Annotated in this window: 18 protein-coding genes and 2 tRNA genes; 10 read left to right on the top strand and 10 right to left on the bottom strand. The window is 61.0% G+C overall.

All coding sequences use genetic code 11. From position 1 onward, the window contains the following. The first annotated feature begins 152 nt into the window (after positions 1 to 152). Complete coding sequence (mutS, locus tag HX830_RS08875; protein ID WP_177099810.1) at positions 153 to 2,732, top strand: DNA mismatch repair protein MutS; 2,580 nt, start codon at positions 153 to 155, stop codon at positions 2,730 to 2,732. A 142-nt stretch (positions 2,733 to 2,874) separates the two neighbouring features. Continuing rightward, on the top strand, positions 2,875 to 3,198 hold the full coding sequence (fdxA, locus tag HX830_RS08870; protein WP_103498948.1) for a ferredoxin FdxA: 324 nt from the start codon (positions 2,875 to 2,877) through the stop codon (positions 3,196 to 3,198). A gap of 517 nt (positions 3,199 to 3,715) precedes the next feature. Here fdxA and HX830_RS08865 read toward each other — a convergent pair. From HX830_RS08865 to HX830_RS08830, 8 genes are all read right to left on the bottom strand, one after another. Next, positions 3,716 to 3,940, bottom strand: a complete 225-nt coding sequence (locus HX830_RS08865; RefSeq protein ID WP_152740254.1) for a hypothetical protein — start codon at positions 3,938 to 3,940, stop codon at positions 3,716 to 3,718. Positions 3,941 to 4,116: 176 nt separating this feature from the next. Then, positions 4,117 to 5,397: a sensor histidine kinase gene (locus HX830_RS08860; protein WP_152740253.1), complete on the bottom strand. Its 1,281-nt coding sequence runs from the start codon at positions 5,395 to 5,397 to the stop codon at positions 4,117 to 4,119. Then, positions 5,387 to 6,070: a two-component system response regulator ColR gene (gene colR / locus HX830_RS08855; RefSeq protein WP_103498950.1), complete on the bottom strand. Its 684-nt coding sequence runs from the start codon at positions 6,068 to 6,070 to the stop codon at positions 5,387 to 5,389. The genes HX830_RS08860 and colR overlap by 11 nt, the downstream gene beginning before the upstream one ends. 167 nt (positions 6,071 to 6,237) lie before the next feature. Next, entirely contained in the window at positions 6,238 to 7,884 is a 1,647-nt protein-coding gene (gene groL / locus HX830_RS08850) for a chaperonin GroEL (RefSeq protein ID WP_177099808.1), read from the bottom strand. 49 nt (positions 7,885 to 7,933) lie between these two features. Next, complete coding sequence (locus HX830_RS08845; protein ID WP_152740251.1) at positions 7,934 to 8,227, bottom strand: co-chaperone GroES; 294 nt, start codon at positions 8,225 to 8,227, stop codon at positions 7,934 to 7,936. Between the two features lie 250 nt (positions 8,228 to 8,477). Next, complete coding sequence (locus HX830_RS08840) at positions 8,478 to 8,951, bottom strand: FxsA family protein (protein ID WP_103498953.1); 474 nt, start codon at positions 8,949 to 8,951, stop codon at positions 8,478 to 8,480. 65 nt (positions 8,952 to 9,016) lie between these two features. Beyond that, a complete protein-coding gene (locus HX830_RS08835; RefSeq protein WP_103498954.1) occupies positions 9,017 to 9,748 on the bottom strand; it encodes a HugZ family pyridoxamine 5'-phosphate oxidase in 732 nt (243 codons plus the stop codon). Positions 9,749 to 9,860: 112 nt separating this feature from the next. Then, a complete protein-coding gene (locus HX830_RS08830; RefSeq protein ID WP_177099806.1) occupies positions 9,861 to 10,868 on the bottom strand; it encodes a DUF481 domain-containing protein in 1,008 nt (335 codons plus the stop codon). A gap of 165 nt (positions 10,869 to 11,033) precedes the next feature. Between HX830_RS08830 and HX830_RS08825 the strand changes: the two genes are divergently transcribed. From HX830_RS08825 to HX830_RS08810, 4 genes are all read left to right on the top strand, one after another. Next, on the top strand, positions 11,034 to 11,387 hold the full coding sequence (locus HX830_RS08825; RefSeq protein ID WP_100938638.1) for an MGMT family protein: 354 nt from the start codon (positions 11,034 to 11,036) through the stop codon (positions 11,385 to 11,387). A 43-nt stretch (positions 11,388 to 11,430) separates the two neighbouring features. Further along, complete coding sequence (locus tag HX830_RS08820; protein WP_177099804.1) at positions 11,431 to 12,975, top strand: AmpG family muropeptide MFS transporter; 1,545 nt, start codon at positions 11,431 to 11,433, stop codon at positions 12,973 to 12,975. 117 nt (positions 12,976 to 13,092) lie between these two features. Continuing rightward, a complete protein-coding gene (locus HX830_RS08815; protein ID WP_103498957.1) occupies positions 13,093 to 14,808 on the top strand; it encodes a proline--tRNA ligase in 1,716 nt (571 codons plus the stop codon). 17 nt (positions 14,809 to 14,825) lie between these two features. Then, a complete protein-coding gene (locus HX830_RS08810) occupies positions 14,826 to 15,779 on the top strand; it encodes a hypothetical protein (RefSeq protein ID WP_177099802.1) in 954 nt (317 codons plus the stop codon). A gap of 30 nt (positions 15,780 to 15,809) precedes the next feature. Here the strand turns inward: HX830_RS08810 and dinB are convergent, their stop codons facing one another. Further along, positions 15,810 to 16,871: a DNA polymerase IV gene (gene dinB / locus HX830_RS08805; protein ID WP_152740246.1), complete on the bottom strand. Its 1,062-nt coding sequence runs from the start codon at positions 16,869 to 16,871 to the stop codon at positions 15,810 to 15,812. 294 nt (positions 16,872 to 17,165) lie between these two features. Between dinB and HX830_RS08800 the strand changes: the two genes are divergently transcribed. From HX830_RS08800 to HX830_RS08785, 4 genes are all read left to right on the top strand, one after another. Next, positions 17,166 to 17,242 (top strand) — tRNA-Met (locus HX830_RS08800). Between the two features lie 196 nt (positions 17,243 to 17,438). Next, positions 17,439 to 17,515: transfer RNA gene (locus HX830_RS08795), tRNA-Met, on the top strand. 278 nt (positions 17,516 to 17,793) lie between these two features. Continuing rightward, complete coding sequence (mprF, locus tag HX830_RS08790; protein WP_103496424.1) at positions 17,794 to 20,436, top strand: bifunctional lysylphosphatidylglycerol flippase/synthetase MprF; 2,643 nt, start codon at positions 17,794 to 17,796, stop codon at positions 20,434 to 20,436. Further along, a complete protein-coding gene (locus tag HX830_RS08785) occupies positions 20,436 to 21,716 on the top strand; it encodes a virulence factor family protein (protein WP_103496423.1) in 1,281 nt (426 codons plus the stop codon). Before mprF ends, HX830_RS08785 begins: the two co-directional genes overlap by 1 nt. Positions 21,717 to 21,791: 75 nt before the next feature. On the opposite strand, the gene HX830_RS08780 is transcribed toward HX830_RS08785, so the two are convergent. Beyond that, entirely contained in the window at positions 21,792 to 23,693 is a 1,902-nt protein-coding gene (locus HX830_RS08780; protein WP_152740244.1) for a potassium transporter Kup, read from the bottom strand. Positions 23,694 to 23,856: the final 163 nt, after the last annotated feature.

Raw genomic sequence — 23,856 nt, 5'->3', positions numbered from 1 at the left:
AAAAAGTCTGACTCCTCCCTGTCCGGATAGGCTGCAAAAGGCCATACCAGCGGACATCCAACCTGCCGTGTTAACCTTGCCCCCATCGAAAAAGTCCCGCGCCAGGCGCTCGACTTCGCACTCCACTCAAAACGAATCCGCCTAAGTATCCGATGAGTAAAAATAGCCCCGATCTGTCCTCCCACACCCCGATGATGCAGCAATACTGGCGCCTGAAGAACCAGCATCCCGACCAGCTGATGTTCTACCGCATGGGCGACTTCTACGAGATCTTCTATGAAGACGCGAAGAAGGCCGCCAAGCTGCTCGATATCACCCTCACCGCCCGTGGGCAATCAGCCGGGCAGGCGATTCCGATGTGTGGGATTCCTTACCATTCCCTCGAAGGTTATCTCGTCAAGCTGGTGAAGCTCGGCGAATCAGTGGTGATCTGCGAACAGATCGGCGATCCGGCCACCAGCAAGGGGCCGGTCGAACGGCAGGTGGTGCGGATCATCACCCCTGGCACCGTCAGTGACGAAGCCCTGCTCGATGAGCGCCGCGACAACCTGATTGCCGCGGTACTGGGTGATGAACGTCTGTTCGGCCTGGCCGTGCTGGATATCACCAGCGGCAACTTCACCGTCCTCGAAATCAAGGGCTGGGAAAACCTGCTGTCGGAGCTGGAGCGGATCAACCCGGTCGAGCTGATGATCCCGGATGACTGGCCACAGGGCCTGCCTGCGGAAAAGCGTCGTGGGACACGTCGTCGTGCGCCGTGGGACTTCGAACGGGACTCCGCGCTCAAAAGTCTCTGCCAACAATTTTCCGTACAGGATCTGAAAGGCTTCGGCTGCGAAACCCTGACCCTGGCCATCGGCGCCGCCGGCTGCCTGCTCAGTTACGCCAAGGAAACCCAGCGCACCGCCCTGCCGCACTTGCGCAGCCTGCGCCATGAACGCCTGGACGACACCGTGGTGCTCGACGGCGCCAGCCGCCGTAACCTGGAACTGGACACCAACCTTGCCGGTGGCCGCGAAAACACCCTGCAATCGGTGGTCGACCGTTGCCAGACCACCATGGGCAGCCGCCTGCTGACCCGTTGGTTGAACCGCCCGCTGCGCGACCTGCGTGTCTTGCAGGCACGCCAGAGCTCCATCACCTGCCTGCTGGAAAGCTACCGCTTCGAAAAGCTGCAACCGCAGCTCAAGGAGATCGGTGACATCGAGCGGATCCTTGCGCGGATCGGCCTGCGCAACGCCAGGCCTCGCGACCTGGCGCGCCTGCGCGATGCCCTCGGCGCCCTGCCGCAGTTGCAGGATGCGATGCTCGAACTGGACGCCCCGCACCTCAAGCAACTGGCCGTCACCACCAAGACCTACCCGGAGCTGGCGATCCTGCTGGAACGCGCCATCATCGATAATCCGCCGGCGATCATCCGCGACGGCGGCGTCCTGAAAACCGGCTACGACACCGAACTGGACGAACTGTTGTCGCTGAGCGAAAACGCCGGGCAGTTCCTGATCGACCTGGAAGCCCGGGAAAAAGCCCGCACGGGCCTGGCCAACCTCAAGGTCGGCTATAACCGGGTCCACGGCTATTTCATCGAGTTGCCGAGCAAGCAGGCCGAGTCGGCACCGGCAGACTACATCCGGCGCCAGACCCTCAAGGGCGCCGAGCGCTTTATCACCCCGGAACTCAAGGAATTCGAGGACAAGGCCTTGTCGGCCAAGAGCCGCGCCCTGGCCCGGGAGAAGATGCTCTACGAAGCCTTGCTCGAAACCTTGATTGGCGAACTGCCGCCGCTGCAGGACACCGCCGCGGCCCTGGCCGAGCTGGATGTGCTGAGCAACCTCGCCGAACGCGCACTGAACCTGGACCTGAATTGCCCGCGCTTTGTCGACGAACCATGCATGCGCATCAGCCAGGGACGCCACCCGGTGGTCGAGCAGGTGCTGACCACACCGTTCGTCGCCAATGACCTGGCGCTCGATGACAATACCCGCATGCTGGTGATCACCGGTCCTAACATGGGCGGTAAATCCACCTACATGCGCCAGACCGCGCTGATCGTGCTGCTGGCCCATATCGGCAGCTTCGTGCCGGCAGCCAGCTGCGAGTTGTCCCTGGTGGACCGGATCTTCACCCGGATCGGTTCCAGTGACGACCTGGCCGGAGGACGCTCGACCTTCATGGTGGAAATGAGCGAAACCGCCAACATCCTGCACAACGCCACCGAGCGCAGCCTGGTGCTGATGGACGAAGTCGGGCGCGGTACCAGCACCTTCGACGGCCTGTCCCTGGCCTGGGCAGCGGCGGAACGCCTCGCGCAACTGCGGGCCTACACCCTGTTCGCCACCCACTACTTCGAACTGACCGTGCTGCCGGAAAACGAGCCATTGGTGGCCAACGTGCATCTCAATGCCACCGAGCACAATGAACGCATCGTCTTCCTCCACCACGTACTGCCCGGCCCGGCCAGCCAAAGCTACGGCCTGGCGGTGGCACAGCTGGCCGGCGTGCCGAGCGATGTGATCACCCGTGCCCGCGAGCACCTGAGTCGCCTGGAGACCACCAGCCTGCCCCACGAGCAGCCGGTCGCCAAACCAGGAAAACCAGCCGCTCCGATGCAAAGCGATATGTTCGCCAGCCTGCCCCATCCGGTGCTGGATGAACTGGCCAAGCTCAACCTCGACGACCTGACGCCACGGCGTGCATTGGAAATGCTCTATACAATGAAGACACGGATCTAACGCAGCGGACTACAAGCTGCTAGAATCTCGCGCGGTTTGGGATGCTGCGAACTATTAGCCTGGTTCGCAGACTATCGCTCCCAGACCTGGCGAGCCCATTCTGATAGGGTTTCGCTGCCGCCGCCTGAGGAGAGAACTAGAAATGACCTTCGTCGTCACCGACAACTGCATCAAGTGCAAGTACACCGACTGCGTAGAAGTCTGTCCGGTGGACTGCTTTTACGAAGGCCCGAACTTCCTGGTCATTCACCCGGATGAGTGCATCGACTGCGCGCTTTGCGAGCCGGAATGCCCTGCTGTGGCTATTTTCTCCGAGGATGAAGTCCCGGAGGACATGAAAGAGTTCATTCAGTTGAACCTCGATCTGGCCGATATCTGGCCCAACATCACTGAGAAGAAAGAATCACTGCCGGACGCTGAAGAGTGGGATGGCAAAAAAGGCAAGATCAAGCACCTCGAACGCTGATTGCACCGCGCTCGACGAAAAGGCCCCTTGCGGGCCTTTTTTTGTGCCTTCACTTTTCTACAGGCAAAAAAAAGGGGCGGTGTGACCCGCCCACATTTTTTCCCTAGTCCCTTTTTTCCCTTTCATCGTCCTGATGAATCGCATCCCGCGATGTTCCTTCCAGCAATCTGTCCTTGATCGCCGTGTCTATCCGTCGACACAGGGGCGATATTAAAGACTTTCTGAGTCGCTGCAACAGGATCCAAAGTGCCATCTCTTCAGGATTGGATCCATTAAAAACACTTAAAAACCATATATTTCAATTAGTTAAGAAAAACACTCAGTAATCGAGACGGCAAATTATCCTCGATCGCTTACGCAAGATGTAAGCAATGGCTTACACGCCCAGGCAGGTAAAACAGAACTTCTGGATCCAATCCTGGCCCGCAGCGTCCAAAAGCGGGTGCTGAATGAAGCAAACGGCGCACATAAAAAAGGCCTCGATCAATGCGAGGCCTGGGAGACAGACAGGACGACTTCAACTCTGCGGCTTGAGCCCTTGGGAAAGGCCGAACATGAACAACAGCAGATCGTGGTCGGGTTTGGCATCGGCCGCCTTGGCAACACGGGGCATAGGACAATGTCCGGTACCGGCCGCGGCAGTCAGCACCTCAGGACCGGGCTGCTCCCAGACCACCAGGGCCAGGGAAGTCACAGCCAGCGCACTGACCAGAAACAAACCTCGAGCGACTTCTAACTTCATTACCATAAGCCTTTGATGGTATTGCTGAACATCTATCCTCAAAATAGCTCAGTTTTCCCTGTGCCGTGGCACTCAACGACGAGTGGTGTCGTAGCTTTTTGAGATCATCCGCCGCGTCTTAGCGTATTTCCGGGCGCCAAAGACGGGCCTTTCCCAGGTGAACATTTCGTTTCCGGTCATGTATCAGGCCCGCCCAGGTCAACATGAAAGCGGCAGCCATTGGGTGTCATGGTGGTCAGGCTGACATGCCAACCCTGGTTTTCGCAGATCCGCTGGACCAGAGACAAGCCCAGCCCAAGGCCTTCACCGCGTTTTTCGTTACCGCGTACGAAGGGCTGGAACATGGCTTCGCGCTTCTCTTCCGGAATCCCCACGCCGCTGTCTTCCACCACGAACCCGGCCGGCTCCAGGCTCAGGCGGATAAAGCCCTGGTCGGTGTAGTGCAAGGCATTGCGCAGCAGGTTACCCATTACGGCGTGGAGGAAGGTGGCGTTATAGCGGGTATCCGGAGGATTGCCGGGATCGACGATCAGCCTCAGGCCCTTCTCTTCAATCGGTGCACGCCACAATCCGATCAAGTCGTCCGCCACCCGACTCAGGGAGACCTGCGGCGACATGCTGGCGTCCTCACGCTGGGCCCGGGCGAGCATCAGGAAGGTCTGCACCAGCTCGCGCATTTCCTCGCAGGCCCGGGCAATGCGCTCGACCTGATTGCGTCCGCGCTGGTCAATGGCCGGGTTTTCCAGCAACAGCTCACAGGAGGTCGCCAATACCATCAGCGGCGTACGCAGTTCATGACTGACATCGCTGGTGAACAGGCGCTCGCGAGTCAGGGCGTCGCGCAGCCGGCCGAGGGTGGCGTCGAACGCCACCGCCAGTTCACCCACTTCGTCAGCGGCGTAATCCGGCGCCAGGGACGGTGCCAGCCCGAGTAACTGATCACGATGACGCACCTGGCGGGCCAGGCGTACCACTGGCGCCATCACCCGCCGGGCGAGAATCCAGCCGAGAAACACGGCCAGGGCCAGGGCCAGGACAAATCCCACCAGCACCACGGCAAACAATACCCGCTCACGCTCTTCGAAGTCACTCTGGTCCTGCAACAACACGTAACGCCGACCGTCGACCACCTCGACCATGGCGTGGTAGGACAGTTGGTCGCGAAACACCTCGTGGAACCCGGCGTCCAGATGACGCAGATCCCTGGGCAAGGCGAAATCCCCCGGACCGCCGCTGAAATAGAACAGTTGATCGGGCTCGGGTCGATGGCTCCAGTCATTGACACTGTCCATCAGCAACAGACGCTGGAGGTCGCCTCCCAGGCCCGCGGAAATCAGCCTTTCCTCAACCAGGTGAACCGTCGCCACGATGCCTATGGCAAAGGTCCCCGCCACCAGGGCGCTCATCAGCGCAAAGGCGATGATGATGCGTTGGGCAAGGCTCTGTTTAAACTCCATCGCGGCCTTCGGCCAGGCGATAGCCGACGCCATGTACGGTATGCAGCAAAGGCTTTTCGAAAGGCTTGTCGATCACCTGGCGCAATTGGTGGACGTGACTGCGCAAGCTGTCGCTGTCCGGGCAATCGTCGCCCCACAGGGCTTCCTCGAGGACTTCGCGACGCAGTACATGGGGGCTTTTCTGCATCAGCACCGCCAGCAGCTTCAAGCCCACCGGGTTGAGCTTGAGCAGACGCCCTTCGCGGGTCACTTCCAGGGTATCGAGGTCGTAGCTCAGCTCACCGACCTGCAAGGCCCGGCGTCCGCCGCCCTGGGCCCGGCGCAGGACTGCTTCGATCCGCGCAGCCAGTTCCGACAGGGCGAACGGCTTGAGCAGGTAGTCGTCGGCACCGGACTTGAAACCTTGCAGACGATCATCCAGTTGATCGCGGGCGGTGAGCATGATCACCGGGGTGTCGCGCCGGGCATCTTCACGCAGGCGCTTGCACAGGGTGAAACCATCGATACCCGGCAACATGATATCCAGCACGATCAGGTCGTAATGTTCGGTGGCAGCCAGGTGCAGGCCCGACAAGCCGTCCTGCGCACAGTCCACCGTATAACCTTTAAGCCCCAGGTAATCAGCCAGGTTGGCGAGGATATCGCGGTTGTCTTCAACCAGTAGAATTCGCATGGATACTCTCTCTGTCGCGGTAACGGCCGTGTCTTGGCCCGCGCAGCTTAAGGGCAAGCCAGTGGCAGCGACAAGCTGCGCGATAAAAGCAGCCGCCGCACTGTGTCTTGCCGGAAAAAAAGAAACCCCGCACAAGGCGGGGTTTCTTTGTAGCAGGTGGGGCCGACTTACATCATGCCGCCCATACCGCCCATGCCGCCCATGTCTGGCATACCGCCGCCAGCACCGCCGTCTTTCTTCGGTGCTTCAGCCACTGCCGCTTCGGTGGTCAGGATCAGACCGCCGATCGAGGAAGCTGCCTGCAGCGCCGAACGAGTCACCTTGGTTGGATCCAGGATGCCCATTTCAATCATGTTGCCGTATTCGCCAGTCGCGGCGTTGTAACCGAAGTTACCTTGGCCGTTCTTGACTTCGTTGACCACGACGCTTGGCTCGTCACCGCTGTTGGCGGCGATCTGACGCAGCGGCGCTTCAACAGCGCGACGCAGAACAGCGATACCGACGTCCTGATCGGCGTTGTCGCCTTTCAGTTCGCTGATGGCTTGCAGGGCACGGATCAGGGCCACGCCACCGCCAGGGACCACGCCTTCTTCAACGGCTGCACGGGTAGCGTGCAGGGCGTCTTCAACGCGGGCTTTCTTCTCTTTCATTTCAACTTCGGAACCAGCACCGACCTTGATCACTGCAACGCCACCGGACAGCTTGGCCAGACGCTCTTGCAGTTTTTCACGGTCGTAGTCGGAGGAAGTATCGGCAACCTGGGCACGGATCTGAGCGATACGGGCTTCGATGTCGCCTTGAACGCCAGCACCGTCGACGATGATGGTGTTTTCCTTGGACAGGGTCACGCGCTTGGCGCTGCCCAGGTGGTCCAGGGTGGTGCTTTCCAGGCTCAGGCCGATCTCTTCGGAGATCACGGTACCGCCAGTCAGGACAGCGATATCCTGCAGCATCGCCTTGCGACGATCACCGAAGCCCGGGGCCTTGACGGCAGCGACCTTGACGATACCGCGCATGTTGTTCACAACCAGGGTCGCCAGGGCTTCGCCTTCAACGTCTTCGGCCACGATCAGCAGTGGACGGCCGGCTTTGGCAACGGCTTCCAGTACTGGCAGCATTTCGCGGATGTTGGAGATTTTTTTGTCGACCAGCAGGATCAGCGGGCCGTCCAGCTCGGCGACCATGGTTTCCGGCTTGTTGACGAAGTACGGGGACAGGTAGCCACGGTCGAACTGCATGCCTTCTACAACCGACAGTTCGTTTTCCAGGCCCGAGCCTTCTTCAACGGTGATCACGCCTTCTTTACCGACTTTTTCCATGGCTTCGGCAATGATGTCGCCGATGGAGCTGTCGGAGTTGGCGGAGATGGTGCCGACCTGAGCGATGGCCTTGGTGTCGGCGCAAGGCTTGGACAGGGCTTTGAGCTCTTTGACGATGGCGATGGTCGCCTTGTCGATACCGCGCTTGAGGTCCATCGGGTTCATGCCGGCAGCGACAGCCTTCAGGCCTTCGTTGACGATCGACTGAGCCAGTACGGTGGCGGTGGTGGTGCCGTCGCCAGCGTCATCGTTGGCACGGGAAGCAACGTCCTTGACCAGTTGCGCGCCCATGTTTTCGAAACGGTCTTCCAGCTCGATTTCCTTGGCAACGGAAACGCCGTCCTTGGTGATGGTCGGAGCGCCGAAGCTCTTCTCGATGATCACGTTACGGCCTTTCGGGCCCAGGGTCGCTTTTACCGCGTCAGCCAGGACGTTGACGCCTTTGAGCATTTTTTTGCGGGCGGAGTCGCCAAACAGAACTTCTTTAGCAGCCATGATCGTAATTCCTTGAATACTTTGTCGTAACGGGAAAAATGAGCGGGAATCAGCCTTCGATAACAGCGAGAATCTCGTTCTCGGCCATTACCAGCAGGTCTTCGCCGTCTACTTTCACAGTGTTGCTGCCGGAGTAAGGGCCGAATACCACCTTGTCACCCACTTTCACGGCCAGCGCACGGACTTCACCGTTGTCCAGCACGCGGCCGGTACCTACAGCGAGAATTTCACCGTGGTTGGCTTTCTCGGCAGCCGAACCTGGCAGCACGATACCGCCGGCGGTTTTTTTCTCTTCTTCGCTGCGACGGATGACGACGCGGTCATGCAGAGGACGAAGCTTCATTGTCGATCTCTCCTAATTATGGTTTTCAAGGGTCGATGTCGATACCGACCGGTTTAGCAAATCCGGCGTTGCCGGTTGCGGCTCGCCAAGCGAACCGCGAAAGACTGTCTGGCGATTTTCGCCAAAACCTTGCGGTGACCGTTACATAAGGTCACCAAAGGTAATTTCAAGGGCGAGGTGACGTTTTTTTTACCTTATGGTGCCGAAAACCAACACGGCACCCGAAGGTGCCGTGTCGTTGTGCTGACGATCAGGAATCGCGGTGTTCGAACTCGCCTTCGATGACCTGGGGCTGCCGGCTGGCGGCCGGCGCCGATCCCGACGGACCACGGGGCTGCAGATCGTCGGCAAAGGCCCGCTGACGCAATGCCTGCTCTTCGACGCGCCGACGCATGCGGTCGGCCAACAGGCGGCGGGTCATGGGCAACAACAGGACCAGGCCGATAATATCGCTGATAAACCCCGGCAGCAGCAGCAGGCCACCGCCCAGGGCCAGCATCAGGCCCTCGAGCATGGTCTGGGCCGGCAACTCGCCGCGGTTGAGACTTTCCCGCGCCCGCAACGCCGTGGCGATCCCTGCAACCCGCAGGACCAGCACACCCAGCATCGAGCCGAGAATGATCAGCGCCAGGGCCGGGAAAAACCCGATCGCGGTACTGACCTGGAAAAACACATACAGCTCTAGCACCGGAAACAGCAGAAAGAGCAATAAAAAAGCGCGCATCAAATGGTTCCTCTACGGAAGAATGCCTTCCACTTAACCTGAGATGACGTCGACAGGTTGTGAATTCAAGCTGAAGCGGCTTCCTTTTTTGGCCAATGCTCGGCGTGAGCCAGGGAAACCAAGGCTTCGCGAACTTGTGTCGGCGTGTTGCAAGGTGTTTCGAAGGGCAGCCAGTACAGCGCCTGGCCAATGCGCAGGTGCATGCCTTCGGTGTCGATACCCGCCAGTTGCGCAGGCACTGTATCCGGCAGGCCGGCCAGGGCGACGTAGTGGGCGATGGCCTTGGCGTGGTCGCTGTTCATGTGTTCGACCATGCTGATCTCGGTCTTGCCGGCGAAGGGGTTCGCCAAGGTGACCTGATCCAGCCAGTGAATCGCGCCGAAACCACCGATATAGCGGTGCCGCACCGGGTTGAGGACCCAGAAGTCGAAATCGTGGGCCTGATGGTAGTTCCGCGAATCCGGGAAGTAGCGATAGTAACGCTCGGCCGCTGCCTCAATCGCCTCGGGATCGCTGAGCTTTTCGGCCTCGGCCAGGTAGGTCAGGCGACCGACCGCCTGCACGTCTTCGGCATCGCGCTCGCCCACCAGCAGGGAACACTTGGGGTCCTTCTGCAGGTTATGGGTATGCTGGGCGATCCGGCTGATCAGGATCAACGCCCGCCCCTGGTCGTCAAGGCAGTAAGGCACCACGGAGCCAAACGGGAAACCGGGCATGGCCTTGGAGTGCGTGGACAACACCCCCCGGTACTCCTTGAGCAGCAGCTCACGGGCGTTCTTGGCAACTTCAGTACTCACCTTTATGACTCCTCGTCAGAAACCGTCGGCAAGCCCTTGGACTTGCGAATGAAAATCAGTGACAAAATAAACATTATCTGTGACGGAGGCCAGGGTCGGGGAAGCGGTGCGATTACCAGACGACGCCGAAGCCAGCCGTGTAGCGGGTCTTGTTCAGGCTGCTTTCCGCATCGCCCTGGACCACGTTGCGCTCGGCCTTGAGGTTCAGCGAGGCCCACTCGGTCACTTTGTAGCGCAGGCCCATCTGGGCGTCGAGGGAATACTCCGAAGGCCCGCTCAACGGCTTGCCCACTTCGCCGTTGGTGAAGAACTGCACCGTCTTGCCCACCAGGTTACGGCTGTAGTCCCATTTCATCCCCAGCGAATAAAAGTTCTTCTTGTCGCCGTTACTGTACTCGTAGTCGGTATTGTTGAGCAGCGAACCGAGGGAAAACGCCCCCAGCTCATTGTCCCAGAACTGGTAGCCAGGACCGGTACCGACGATACGTTGGCGCGACAGTTCTTCCACGAAGTCACGCTTGTAGGTCAGGCGCCCCTGCCAGAACCACTTTTCGGTGATAAAGCGGTCCAGGGCATACTCGACGTTCCAGTTGTTGGCGGTCACGATATTGTTCTGGAACTCGCGGTTGTACTCACCCTGGGCATTATGCCGCCAGGCGCCATGGCGGGCAGTGGTCTTGAAGCCGATGTCGTAGTCGTCGGTGTCCTGATCCGCCCGTTTGTAGTCCAGGGCCAGGTCGACATTGCCCTTCCACACCAGGTCCTCGATCACCGGCTTGGGCTTGACGATCTGCTTGATACTCGCGAGGTCGACGGTTTTCGGCGCCTCGCCGTTGACCAGCGTCACCTTGCCGTCCGCCGCCGCTTTCAGGGACTTGGCCTTCTCCCCTGAGTAGGCATCCTGCTTGACCAGCAGCTCCTGGTCGCTTTCCAGGGTCTTGACCTGCTTCCAGTCCACCGGGATCGCTCCGGCGTAATCGGTCTGGATCAACAGCTTGCCGCCGTCGAACAGGCTGATCTTGCCCGTCAGGCGATCACCGTTCTTCAACCAGACGGTATCGGCCAGCAACGGCGTCGAGGCACTGAGAACAGCAAGGCACAGCAGGGTTCTGGATAACATAAGCAGAGAGAGGACTCGGGTTTGCGGAAAAAAACCGGCATTATCCCGCGGGGCAATGCCTTGACCAAGGAGTGACCGACTGGACAACACCCTAGTTCAATAATCACCCATGACTCACAGAAATAACCTACACAAGCAGCCAGCCCCCCGAACAGGACTGCCTCAATGACCGACGACAGCAGCGGCGGCGAAAGCCCTGCACAGATGCGCCGCACCGCCCTTTACCTGACCCTGGCGCAAGTGCCCGAAGGCCGGGTCGTGACCTATGGCCAACTGGCCGAGCTGGCGGGTCTGGGGCGTGCCGCCCGTTTTGTCGGACGGACCTTGAGCCAGTTGCCCGCCGATACGAGCCTGCCCTGGCATCGGGTGCTGGGTGCCGGCGGTCGGATCAGCCTGCCCGCCGGCAGCCCCTCCGGCGACGAACAACGCGCCCGGCTGCGGACTGAAGGCCTGACGGTCCTGAACAATCGTGTCGATATCAAGCGCCATGGCTGGCGCCCGATAGAGCACAGCGGTTAGAGTGCGCGCTTTGTTTCCGTTAACCTGAGGCAGATTCCAGCCCATGCCCCGTAAAACCTGGCGCGCCGCGCTCGCCGCTTATGCCAGCCCCTCGACACTCGTGCTCCTGCTGCTCGGTTTCGCCGCCGGTCTGCCTTATATGTTGGTGTTTTCCACGCTTTCCGTCTGGCTGCGTGAAGCCGGCGTGGCCCGTGAAACCATCGGTTATGCCAGCCTGATCGGCCTCGCCTACGCCTTCAAATGGGTGTGGTCGCCGCTGCTCGACCAATGGCGCCTGCCGTTGCTCGGAAAACTCGGGCGCCGCCGTTCCTGGTTGGTGCTGGCGCAGATCCTGATCGTCCTCGGGTTGATCGGCATGGGTTTCTGCGATCCTCAGAAACACCTGTCCTGGCTGATCGCCATTGCTGTTGTCGTGGCCTTCGCCTCCGCGACCCAGGACATCGCGGTGGACGCCTATCGCCTGGAAATCGCCAACGACAGCCAGCAGGCCGCCCTGGCTGCCAGCTATATGTCGGGGTATCGGGTTGCCGCCCTGCTGGCCACCGCCGGCGCGCTGTTTATCGCCGAAGGTTTCGGTTCCACCGGCTTCAGCTACAAGCATTCGGCCTGGACCGGCACCTACGTGCTGTTCGGCCTGCTGATGATTCCGGCGCTGCTCACCACCTTCTTCATGCGCGAACCGCCAGTGCCGCTAAGGACCCAGCTCTCCGCCGGGCGCTACAGCTTCGTGCACCAGCTGTCCTCGGTCTTCGTGCTGATCGTCCTGCTGGTCTCGGTACCGGCGATGTTCACCCAGCTCTACAACACCGATTTCGCCAGCGTGCTGTTCCAGGGCCGGAGCATGCTTGACCTGCTGCTGGAAGACCGTGCCTTCCTGCGCGCTATCCTCTATACCATCCTCACCACCCTCTGCCTGTCGAGCATGGGCCGTCGCGGCCTGGCGCCGGTGCTGACGCCGGTCAACGACTTTATCGTCCGTTATCGCTGGCAGGCCCTGCTATTGCTGGGGCTGATCGCCACCTATCGGATGTCGGACACGGTGATGGGCGTGATGGCCAACGTGTTCTATATCGACCAGGGCTTTACCAAGGACCAGATCGCCGGGGTCAGCAAGATCTTCGGCCTGATCATGACCCTGATCGGGGCCGGCATGGGTGGCCTGCTGATCGTGCGCTTCGGCATCCTGCCGATCCTGTTCATCGGCGGCGCGGCCTCGGCGGCGACCAACCTGCTGTTCATGCTGCTGGCCGATATGGGCCCGAACCTGAAGATGCTGATCGTCACCATCTCCCTGGACAACTTCAGTTCGGGCCTGGCGACCTCGGCCTTCGTCGCCTACCTGTCGAGCCTGACCAACCTGAAGTTCTCCGCCACCCAGTACGCCCTGCTCAGTTCGATCATGCTCCTGCTGCCGCGCCTGATCGGCGGTTATTCCGGGGTGATGGTGGAAAAGTTCGGCTACCACAAGTTCTTCATCATTACCGCCGTGATGGGTATTCCGACCCTGATCCTGATCGCCCTGCACTGGTATCAGTCCAGCCGTGGCGAAGGCGCGATACCCACCGCCGTCGGCGAAGAAACCCCGTAAATACAGGCCCGCACCGCTCTCCCCCGGAGCGGTGCGGCGACACGCCTGTACGTCGCCGGATCACACCCGTACAATGCTCAGTCATTTTCAGTCATCAGCAAGCGACAACGGCCAACCATGCGCACCAGTCAATATTTGCTCGCCACACAGAAAGAAACACCTTCCGACGCGGTCGTGATCAGCCATCAGCTGATGCTGCGCGCCGGGATGATCCGCAAACTCGCTTCCGGCCTGTACACCTGGCTGCCCATGGGCCTGCGTGTCATGCGCAAGGTCGAAGCCATCGTGCGCGAGGAAATGAACGCGGCCGGCGCCCTGGAAGTGCTGATGCCCGGCATCCAGCCGGCTGAACTGTGGCAGGAATCCGGTCGTTGGGAACAATATGGCCCTGAGCTGCTGCGCCTGAAAGATCGCCACGACCGCGACTTCTGTGCCGGCCCTACCCACGAAGAAGTGATCACCGATCTGTGCCGCAACGAGCTGAGCAGCTACAAGCAACTGCCGATCAACCTGTACCAGATCCAGACCAAATTCCGTGACGAAATCCGCCCACGCTTCGGCCTGATGCGCGGTCGCGAATTCATCATGAAGGACGCCTACTCCTTCCACGTCGACCAGGCCTCGCTGCAGATCACCTACGACCGCATGCACCAGGCGTACTGCAATGTCTTTACCCGCCTGGGCCTGAAGTTCCGCCCGGTGGAAGCGGACAACGGCTCCATCGGCGGCGCCGGCTCCCATGAGTTCCACGTACTGGCCGAGTCCGGCGAAGACGATATCGTCTTCAGCAACGGCTCCGAGTACGCGGCGAATATCGAGAAGGCCGAAGCCGTGCCTCGCGAAACCTCGCGCGCGGCGCCGACCGAAGCCCTGCGCCTGGTCGACACCCCTGATGCAAAAACCATTGCGCAGTTGGTCGAAGGCTACAACCTGGCGATCGAAAAGACCGTCAAGACCCTGATCGTCCACGCCGAAGAAGAAGGCAAGCTGATTGCCCTGATCATCCGCGGCGATCACGAGCTGAACGAAATCAAGGCCGCCAACCAGCCAGGCGTTGCCAGCCCGCTGGTCATGGCTTCCGATGCCGAACTGCGTGACGCCATCGGTGCCGGTGCCGGCTCCCTCGGCCCGTTGAACCTGCCGCTGCCGATCATCATCGACCGTTCGGTCGAGCTGATGAGCGACTTCGGTATCGGCGCCAACATCGACGACAAGCACTACTTCGGCGTCAACTGGGAACGCGACCTGCCCGTACCGACCGTGGCCGACCTGCGCAACGTCGTGGCCGGCGATCCGAGCCCGGACGGCAAGGGCACCCTGGAGATCAAGCGCGGCATCGAAGTCGGCCACATCTTCCAGCTGGGCACCAAGTACAGCGAAGCGATGAAGTGCCAGGTCCTGGGCGAAAACGGCAAGCCGGTGACCCTGACCATGGGTTGCTACGGTATTGGCGTGTCCCGCGTGGTCGCTGCCGCCATCGAGCAGAACAACGACGCCAACGGCATCATCTGGAGCGACTCCCTGGCGCCGTTCCAGATCGCCCTGGTACCGCTGCGCTATGAAACCGAACAGGTTCGCGAAGCCACCGACAAGCTCTACGCCGAATTGACGGCCGCCGGCTTCGAAGTGCTGCTGGACGACCGCGACAAGAAAACCAGCCCGGGCATCAAGTTCGCCGACATGGAACTGATCGGCATTCCCCATCGGATCGTGGTCAGCGACCGCGGCCTGGCCGAAGGCAACCTGGAATACAAGAGCCGCACCGAGGCCGAGGCGCACGCGCTGCCGGTCGCCGACGTGCTGTCCTTCCTTCAGGCCCGTATCCGTCGCTGAGTCCAGATAGAGCGCCCATGTTCAATCGAAGTACCTTAGCCCTCGGGGGCGCCGCCTTGTGCGGCGCCCTGCTGGTCAGCGGCTGCGCCAACCAGATGTCACAACGCAGCGAGCATGAAGAGCGTGTCGAGCGCAAACTGCTCGCTCACAGCCTGCAGATCGATGTCGGTGACCCCAAGGTTCTCGAGCTGCCGCAACGTCGCGTGCGGATTCACGAGCAGAAGACCTTCGAAGTCACCGAGTTCGATGTTACCCGTCGTTATGATCGCTACACGCCTTATCAAGGCTGGCGCAAGGTCTATGAAATGCCGCTCGGGGTCCTGGCCCTGATCGGTGGCGCCGGCGCCAATGTGGCCAATATCTTTGCCCTCGGCCATATACCGGACAGCATGACCCATGGCTGGCTCAAGGACGGCATCGACGGCCTCAATCCGTTCATGAACGTCGAGTCCGGCGGCCGTGCCCAGCAGAACCTGGCCGGGGTCGAGGAAATCCAGCGCGACAAGCGTACGGAATACTCGAGCCTGCCGTGGTCCGAACGCCCGGTGGAAGTAGTCGCCGGCAAACAGACCGCCGAGCTGACCACCGACCGCAATGGCGTGCTGCGCCTCAACCTGCTGGACAGCCCGTTTGCCGAGCAGGACCTGTATCGCATCGGCAACCTGCAGATCCGCGTGGAAGATGCCCAGGGTGAAATTCACTCGGACTCCAGCCTGTCCATCAGCAGCAAGCTGCGCGGCAAGCTGCTGGAGGCCCACGACCTGATCTACAACGACCTGGAGGGTGACGACGTCAACCAATGGGTGCATCGGGTCAAGCGCCTGTCGGAGTTGGGGCTGGAGGACGAAGCCAGCGAACTGGAGCAGAGCCTGATCGAACTGACCCGCAACGATCCCGAGTTGCAGCGTGAGTTTCTCAAGACCCTGACCAAAAAAGCCGGGCGGCTGGTGGCGGATCCCGCGGCCGACTGAAGCGTTCGAGCGGGCTGAAGACTAATCGCTTCAGCCGCTGAACAACTCCAGCTGTTCATGCCCACCGCGCAAATCCTGCAAACGCACACCAATCCCCAACAACCGCACCGGCCGGTCGCCTCGGGCAAAAGCCTGGCTCAGCAACTGCCGATAACCCTCCAGATCCCGCCCTGCCCCGGCCTGCTCCAGGGTCGTCTGGGTAAAGTCGTGGAACTTCACTTTGACGAACGGCTTGCCCGGCCGATAGCTGCTGTCGAGTCGGGCAATGCGCCCGGCGAGGGTTTCCATCAGTTCGGGGAGTTTTTCCAGGCAACTGGCAAGGTCCGGCAAGTCAACATCGTAGGTGTTTTCGACACTCACCGACTGCCGCCGGCTATCGTTGTGCACCAGCCGCTCATCGATGCCCCGGGCCAATCCCCACAGGCGCTCGCCAAAACTGCCGAACTCGCGGACCAGGGCCAACTTGCCCCATTCGCGCAATTGCAGGCAATCGGTAATTCCCAATCGCCCGAGCTTGTCCGCCGTGACCTTGCCGACCCCGTGCAGCTTGTTGACCGGCAAGCCGGCAACGAAGTCCTCCACCTGATCCGGTGTGATCACAAACAATCCGTTGGGCTTTTTCCAGTCGCTGGCGATCTTGGCCAGAAACTTGTTCGGCGCCACTCCGGCGGAGACGGTGATATGCAATTGCTTGGAGACCCGGCGCCGGATGTCCTGGGCAATGCGTGTCGCGCTGCCGGCAAAGTGCGGGCTGTCGGACACGTCGAGGTAGGCTTCATCCAGGGACAAGGGCTCGATCAGATCGGTGTAGTCGCGAAAGATCGCCTGGATATCCTTCGACGCTTCCTTATAGGCATCCATGCGCGGCTTGACGATGACCAGGTCCGGACACAGGCTCAAGGCATGCCGCGACGACATCGCCGAACGCACGCCAAAGGCTCGCGCCTCGTAATTGCAGGTGGCAATCACCCCCCGCCGATCCGCTGAACCGCCCACCGCCATGGGCTTGCCGGCCAGGCTCGGGTTATCACGCATCTCGATGGCGGCGTAGAAGCAATCACAGTCGACGTGGATGATTTTGCGTTGCGTCATGAAAACACAGGTTCATTCAGGGAGCGGAAACACTACAGGCCAGCAGTATCTCACCGACACCTGTATATAGCACCAGTAGTTTGATTCTTCCTCTTTACTTGTAGGAAACAACCCCTATGAATTTATTTTTTTAATCGAAAAGCACTCGTCGATAGAGCTGGAAGCCTTGCCCAGCATGGCCCCAAGCCCCGATGAAGAGCCCACCTCAAGCGCTAAGCGGTTGAACAATAAAGGGGTTTTCCTCAATTAGGGTTTGACAGCCCAGCGTTTCTCTGTAGAATGCCGACACACAGACGCGGGATGGAGCAGTCTGGTAGCTCGTCGGGCTCATAACCCGAAGGTCGTCGGTTCAAATCCGGCTCCCGCAACCAAACATCAAAAAAGGCTACTCGAAAGAGTGGCCTTTTTTGTGCGTGGGTGTTTTCACCTGGCAGCCTGAAAAAACCTTGATTGTCTGATACTTAGCGAAAGCAGCCGGTCAAATCGAGGTTTTGCACATTATTTTGACCAAACGGACCATTAACGGTTGACACCCCGCCGTTCGGCTGTAGAATGCCGCCACACAGACGCGGGATGGAGCAGTCTGGTAGCTCGTCGGGCTCATAACCCGAAGGTCGTCGGTTCAAATCCGGCTCCCGCAACCAAATATCAGAAAAGGCTGCTCGAAAGAGTGGCCTTTTTTGTATCCGCCAAAAAAACTTTCATCCAATCAAGGCAGGACGGATCGAACCCTCGACGGATAACGCAGTCAATGGGTGCACAGGCTAAGCTGAATCCGCAACAAACTTCCTCTACAACAGCCCGGGGCGTGGGTCGCCGTACAACGGCCAGACACGTTAATATTTGCAATTATTTTGTCCATAGGGATTGGTAACTTGGCTGGATACCCCCATCCTGTCGCGCACAATCCTAGAGGTGATTGATGCGCGCCAACTCGTCCGAACCACACGATACTGTTACAGCAACACACCCGATCTCCGCCAACCGTCTCCGTTGGCTGGATCTGTTGAGCAAGTACCGGCAGTCCGTCGGCCTGGCCATCACTCTGTTCCTGTTCGCTATCGCCCTGATCGCCTGTCGCCACCTGTTGATCGAACTCGACCTGGACGCCCTGCACGATTCGATTCTCAGCGTGCCCAAGCCAGCATTGGCCGGCGCCCTGGCGGCGACCGCCATCGGCTTCATTATCCTGCTGGGCTATGAGTGGTCCGCCAGCCGTTACGCTGATGTACAACTGCCGAAGCGCACTCTGGCACTCGGCGGTTTCACCGCCTTCGCCATCGGCAACGCCATTGGTTTGTCGCTGCTGTCCGGCGGTTCGGTGCGCTATCGACTCTATGCCCGTTTCGGCCTGGGGGCCGCCGAAGTCGCGCGGATGACCCTGTTCGCCAGTCTCTCGCTGGGTTGCGCGCTGCCCCCCCTGGCCGCCCTGGCAACCCTGAGCAACCTGCCCGCGGCGTCCGAAGCCCTGCACTTGCCGATCTATCTCCTCGGCGGCATCGCCGTGGTCGTGCTGGCCTTGACCGCCCTGCTGGCGGTCGGCATCTATCGCCGGCGCCTGCCGGAACAACCGATCAAGGACAACCTGCTGGTCAAGGTCGGACGTCGCACCCTGCGCCTGCCGAGTGCCCGACTGACCCTGCTGCAACTGGTGATTACCGCCCTGGACGTGGCCGCCGCCGCGACCGTGCTCTATCTGCTGTTGCCCGTAGCCCCACCGTTCGGCGCCTTCCTGCTGGTGTACCTGCTGGCCCTGGCCGCCGGTGTGCTCAGCCATGTGCCCGGCGGCGTGGGCGTGTTCGAAGCGATCCTGCTGGCCGCCTTTGCCAATGAACTGGGCGCCGCACCACTGGCCGCCGCGCTGCTGCTCTATCGCCTGATCTATGTGCTGTTGCCCTTGCTGCTGGCCTGCCTGGCCCTGCTGAGTACCGAAGCCCAGCGGCTGATGAGTACCCGCCAGAGCATGCGGGTGGCATCGGGTTTCGCGGCACCGATCCTCGCCGTACTGGTGTTCCTGTCCGGTGTGGTCCTGCTGTTCTCCGGCGCGACCCCGGAAATCGACACACGCCTGGAAGGCATCGACTTCCTGGTACCGGACCGCCTGATCGACGCCTCGCACTTCGGCGCCAGCCTGGTGGGCGTGTTGTGCCTGCTGCTGGCCCAGGGCCTGCGTCGACGCCTGTCCGCCGCCTGGATGCTGACCATGACCTTGCTGCTGGTGGGCGCCCTGCTCTCGCTGCTCAAGGGTTTCGACTGGGAAGAAGCCAGCATGCTGACGGCCACCGCCTGCCTGCTGGGGATTTTCCGCCGCTCCTTCTATCGACCCAGCCGCCTCACCGAACTGCCGTTCTCGCCACTCTATTTAGTGGCCAGTCTCTGCGTACTCGGTGCCTCGGTCTGGCTGCTGCTGTTCGCCTACCAGGACGTGCCCTACAGCCACGAGCTGTGGTGGCAGTTCGCGCTGGATGGTGATGCCCCCCGTGGCCTGCGTTCACTGCTGGGGGCCGCCGTGGTCCTGGTCGCCGTTTCGCTGACCTGGTTGCTGCGTACCGCGCGCCCAGTGATCCACCAGCCCACGCCCGATGAAATGGAGCGGGCGGTCAAGGTGCTGATGGCCTCGGACCAGCCTGATGGCGGCCTGGCCCTGACCGGCGACAAGGCGTTCCTGTTCCACCCCACCGACACCGCTTTCCTGATGTACGCCCGTCGTGGCCGCAGCCTGGTGGCGCTGTATGACCCGATCGGCCCGGCGCGCCAGCGTGCCGAACTGATCTGGCAATTCCGCGACCTGTGCGACACCCATCATGCCCGTCCGGTGTTCTATCAGGTGCGTGCGGAAAACCTGCCGTACTACATGGACATCGGCCTGACCGCCATCAAGCTCGGCGAAGAAGCCCGGGTCGACCTGCACCGCTTTGACCTCGAGTCCAAGGGCAAGGAGATGAAGGACCTGCGCTACACCTGGAACCGTGGTAGCCGCGACGGCCTGTCGCTGGAGATCTACGAACCGGGGCAGGCGCCGCTGGATGAGCTCAAGGTCATCTCCGACGCCTGGCTCACCGGCAAGAACGTGCGCGAGAAAGGTTTCTCCCTGGGCCGTTTCAGCCCCGAGTACATCAACCACTTCCGCGTTGCGATCATCCATTTCGAGGGGCGCCCGGTGGCGTTCGCCAATCTGCTCGAGACCCACAGCCATGAACTGGCCAGTCTCGACCTGATGCGTTCGCACCCCGACGCCCCCAAGCTGACCATGGAGTTCTTGATGGTTGGCCTGATTCAGCATTATAAGGCTCACGGATACGCGCGTTTCAGCCTGGGGATGGTCCCGCTGTCAGGCCTGCAACCACGGCGTGGCGCACCACTGACCCAGCGTCTGGGCTCGATGGTGTTCCAACGCGGCGAGCAGCTCTACAACTTCCAGGGCCTGCGTCGTTTCAAGGACAAGTTCCAGCCTGATTGGGAACCCCGTTACATGGCCGTGCCGGCAGGACTTGATCCGCTGGTCGCATTGGCCGATACCGCCGCCCTGATTGCAGGCGGCTTGACTGGATTGGTGAAACGCTGATGATTCAACGCTCCTGGCGGTTGTTACTGGTAATCGTGCTGCTCCTGGCCGCGCTTGCGGGAGGCGGCTACTGGTTCTGGAACCGCCCTCCACCGGAACCTACTCTCGAACACTTGAGCCAGGCCGACGGTTCGACCCTGACCCGCCTGACCCCTGGCACGACACCCAAGGCCCAGGTAGTCGTGGCGACCCTCGCCGAAGACGCCCTGAGCGACACGCAGTTGTCCGCACTGAGTCGCAGTGGCGCGGCGCTGATCGTCCAGGTGATCCTGCCCAAGGACAACTGCACACTGCAGCAGAAGGTCCTGGACAGTGCCTTGCAGCAACTGAAAGGCCCGGCGACCCTGGTCAGCGGTATCGGTCCGGGCGCGTCCCTGGCCTGGAACTGGCTGGCGTCCCAGACCAGCGACAAGGCCCAGGCGATCTCGGTGGGCTTCGTCCTCGATCAACCGGATTGCACGACCCCGGTACCGAAGACCGCGGCCCACGGCCACTGGCTGGTGGCCTGGAACGACGGCCCGGATGATCCGAGCGCGGCGTTCGTGCGCGACCAGGCGAATGCCGAAACCAGCATCAGCGACTACGACATCAAGCTGCCCCAGGTGTTGAACAACGAACTGCGCAAGATGCTGGTGGGTACGGACAACGGCGGCCTGGCCATTCCGGTGGTGGAAGTCCCGGCGGACAAGACCAGCGACACCGTGACCCTGTTCCTCTCCGGCGACGGCGGCTGGCGCGACCTGGACCGCGACGCGGCGGGTTATATGTCGAAGATGGGCTACCCGGTGGTGGGCATCGATACCCTGCGCTACTACTGGCAGCACAAGAGCCCGGAACAGACGGCCGCCGACCTGACCGAACTGATGCAGCACTACCGGCAGAAATGGGGTGCCAAGCGTTTCGTCCTGGCCGGCTACTCCTTTGGTGCCGACGTACTGCCGGCGATCTATAACCGCCTGCCGGAAAACGAGCAGCAGCGGGTCGACGCGATCATCCTGCTGGCGTTCGCCCGCAGCGGCAGTTTCGAGATCCACGTTGACGGCTGGTTGGGCAAGGCCGGCATGGAACTCGATACTGGCCCGGACATGGCCAAGCTGCCGGCAGCCAAGGTGCTGTGTATCTATGGCCAGGACGAAGTGAAGGAAAGTGGCTGCACCACCACCACCGCGGTGGGAGAGGCCGTCAAGCTGCCAGGGGGTCATCACTTCGACGAGAACTACCCGGCGCTGGCCAAGCGGTTGGTGGATGCTATCCAGAAGCGTCAGGTCAAAAGCGAATGATGCGAGCCCTGTAGGCGCCCAAAGAAAAAGCCCCCGCTGCCGCAAGGCAACGGGGGCTTTTTCATACCCGTGGAATCAGATCTCGACCTGGGTCCCCAGTTCGATCACCCGGTTCACCGGCAACTTGAAGAAACGCAGGTTACCGTTGGCATTCTTCAGCATGAAGGCAAACAGACTCTCCCTCCAGCGCGCCATCCCGACGATCTTCGAAGCGATCACCGTCTCACGGCTGAGGAAGTAGGTGGTGCGCATCGGACTGAAATCCAGCTCGTCCAGATGACACAGCTTCAGCGCCTCAGGTACATCCGGCTCATCGATAAAACCGAAGTGCAGGATGACCCGGAAGAACCCCTCGCCATAGGCATCGACCTCGAACCGTCGCTGCGTCGGCACCCGCGGAATGTCCTCGTACACCACCGTCAGCAACACCACCTGCTCATGCAGCACCTGGTTATGCAGCAAGTTGTGCAACAACGCATGGGGCACCGCATCCGGCCGTGCGGTCAGGAACACCGCCGTACCCTGCACCCGATGAGGCGGCTGCACGCGAATACTGCCAATAAAGATCGGCAACGGCAGGCCCCCTTCGTCGAGGCGGTCCATCAGCAGCTCCTTGCCGCGTTTCCAGGTGGTCATGAGGATAAACAGCACGATCCCCGCCAATACCGGGAAGGCACCGCCCTGGACGATCTTGGGCACGTTGGCGGCGAAGAACAGCCCGTCCACCAGCAGGAAGCCCACCAGGATCGGCACGGTCAGGATCGGCGACCATTTCCACAGCAACAGCATCACCGCCGCCACCAGGATACTGGTGATCAGCATGGTCCCGGTCACCGCCACGCCATAAGCCGAGGCCAGGGCGTTGGAGGAGCCAAACCCGATCACCAGCAGGATCACGCCGATCATCAGGGTCCAGTTCACCGCACCGATGTAGATCTGCCCCTGCTCGGCACTCGAAGTGTGCTGGATATGCATGCGCGGGATGTAGCCCAACTGGATCGCCTGGCGGGTCAGGGAGAACGCCCCGGAGATCACCGCCTGGGAAGCGATCACCGTCGCCAGGGTCGACAGCACCACCAGCGGCACCAAGGCCCAGGCCGGCGCCAGCAGATAGAAGGGGTTGCGCGCCGCGTCCGGGCTTCCCAGCAGCAAGGCGCCCTGGCCGAAGTAGTTCAGGACCAGCGCCGGCAGCACCAGGGCGAACCAGGCGCGAGCGATTGGCTTGCGACCGAAGTGGCCCATATCGGCATACAAGGCTTCGGCACCGGTCAACGCCAGCACCACCGCCCCCAGAATCGTCACACCCATGCCCGGGTGAATGACAAAGAAGTGCACGCCCCACATCGGGTTCAACGCGCTCAGTACTTCAGGGTGCAGGGAAATACCATAGGCGCCCATGACCCCCAGTACCACGAACCACGCCACCATCACCGGCCCGAACAGCTTGCCGATACTCGCGGTGCCATGCCTCTGGATCAAGAACAACGCCACCAGCACCACCAGCGACAGCGGTACCACCCAATGCTCCAACCCGTCGAAGGCAATTTCCAGACCCTCGACCGCCGAGAGCACCGAGATCGCCGGCGTGATCATGCTGTCGCCATAGAACAGTGCCGCGCCGATCAACCCGAGAACCACCAGCGTCGACTGCAATTTCGGGTATGACGCCGATGCTCGCCGCGCCAACGCGGTCAGGGCCATGATCCCGCCCTCGCCCTGGTTGTCGGCCCGCAGGATAAACAGCACATACTTGATCGAGACCACCCAGACCAGCGACCAGAAGATCAGTGCCAGAATCCCGAAGACACCGTCATGGTCGACCGGCACCCCGTAACCACCAGTGAACACCTCCTTGAGGGTATATAACGGGCTGGTGCCGATGTCGCCGTACACCACCCCTACCGCCGCTACCAGCATACCCAACGGCTTTGCCGTCGAGTGCCCGACCTGCCCCTCACTCACTGCCTGACCACCCATCAACTACTCCTACACCCCGGAATAAGGCTTCTTTCAAGAAGCACTATTTGCTTTTTCACGCAGCATGCGCTGTTTTTCTTACAGTTGCCGACGATTTATAAGTCATCGGATATTTGAAACAAAAAATGACAGCAACTCGCATCGGGCGAAGCATAGCGCAGCA

It is taken from the genome of Pseudomonas gingeri (assembly GCF_013385425.1).
GTDB classification, from domain to species: Bacteria; Pseudomonadota; Gammaproteobacteria; order Pseudomonadales; family Pseudomonadaceae; genus Aquipseudomonas; species Aquipseudomonas gingeri_D.
This window is presented reverse-complemented; position numbering and strand designations above follow the sequence as displayed.

What these genes read in the sequence shown, in the direction of transcription:
- mutS (WP_177099810.1), top strand. Translation starts at nt 153, where the DNA reads ATGAGTAAAAATAGCCCCGATCTGTCCTCCCACACCCCGATGATGCAG.
- fdxA (WP_103498948.1), top strand. Translation starts at nt 2,875, where the DNA reads ATGACCTTCGTCGTCACCGACAACTGCATCAAGTGCAAGTACACCGAC.
- HX830_RS08865 (WP_152740254.1), bottom strand. Translation starts at nt 3,940, where the DNA reads ATGAAGTTAGAAGTCGCTCGAGGTTTGTTTCTGGTCAGTGCGCTGGCT.
- HX830_RS08860 (WP_152740253.1), bottom strand. Translation starts at nt 5,397, where the DNA reads ATGGAGTTTAAACAGAGCCTTGCCCAACGCATCATCATCGCCTTTGCG.
- colR (WP_103498950.1), bottom strand. Translation starts at nt 6,070, where the DNA reads ATGCGAATTCTACTGGTTGAAGACAACCGCGATATCCTCGCCAACCTG.
- groL (WP_177099808.1), bottom strand. Translation starts at nt 7,884, where the DNA reads ATGGCTGCTAAAGAAGTTCTGTTTGGCGACTCCGCCCGCAAAAAAATG.
- HX830_RS08845 (WP_152740251.1), bottom strand. Translation starts at nt 8,227, where the DNA reads ATGAAGCTTCGTCCTCTGCATGACCGCGTCGTCATCCGTCGCAGCGAA.
- HX830_RS08840 (WP_103498953.1), bottom strand. Translation starts at nt 8,951, where the DNA reads ATGCGCGCTTTTTTATTGCTCTTTCTGCTGTTTCCGGTGCTAGAGCTG.
- HX830_RS08830 (WP_177099806.1), bottom strand. Translation starts at nt 10,868, where the DNA reads ATGTTATCCAGAACCCTGCTGTGCCTTGCTGTTCTCAGTGCCTCGACG.
- HX830_RS08825 (WP_100938638.1), top strand. Translation starts at nt 11,034, where the DNA reads ATGACCGACGACAGCAGCGGCGGCGAAAGCCCTGCACAGATGCGCCGC.
- HX830_RS08820 (WP_177099804.1), top strand. Translation starts at nt 11,431, where the DNA reads ATGCCCCGTAAAACCTGGCGCGCCGCGCTCGCCGCTTATGCCAGCCCC.
- HX830_RS08815 (WP_103498957.1), top strand. Translation starts at nt 13,093, where the DNA reads ATGCGCACCAGTCAATATTTGCTCGCCACACAGAAAGAAACACCTTCC.
- HX830_RS08810 (WP_177099802.1), top strand. Translation starts at nt 14,826, where the DNA reads ATGTTCAATCGAAGTACCTTAGCCCTCGGGGGCGCCGCCTTGTGCGGC.
- dinB (WP_152740246.1), bottom strand. Translation starts at nt 16,871, where the DNA reads ATGACGCAACGCAAAATCATCCACGTCGACTGTGATTGCTTCTACGCC.
- mprF (WP_103496424.1), top strand. Translation starts at nt 17,794, where the DNA reads ATGCGCGCCAACTCGTCCGAACCACACGATACTGTTACAGCAACACAC.
- HX830_RS08785 (WP_103496423.1), top strand. Translation starts at nt 20,436, where the DNA reads ATGATTCAACGCTCCTGGCGGTTGTTACTGGTAATCGTGCTGCTCCTG.
- HX830_RS08780 (WP_152740244.1), bottom strand. Translation starts at nt 23,693, where the DNA reads ATGGGTGGTCAGGCAGTGAGTGAGGGGCAGGTCGGGCACTCGACGGCA.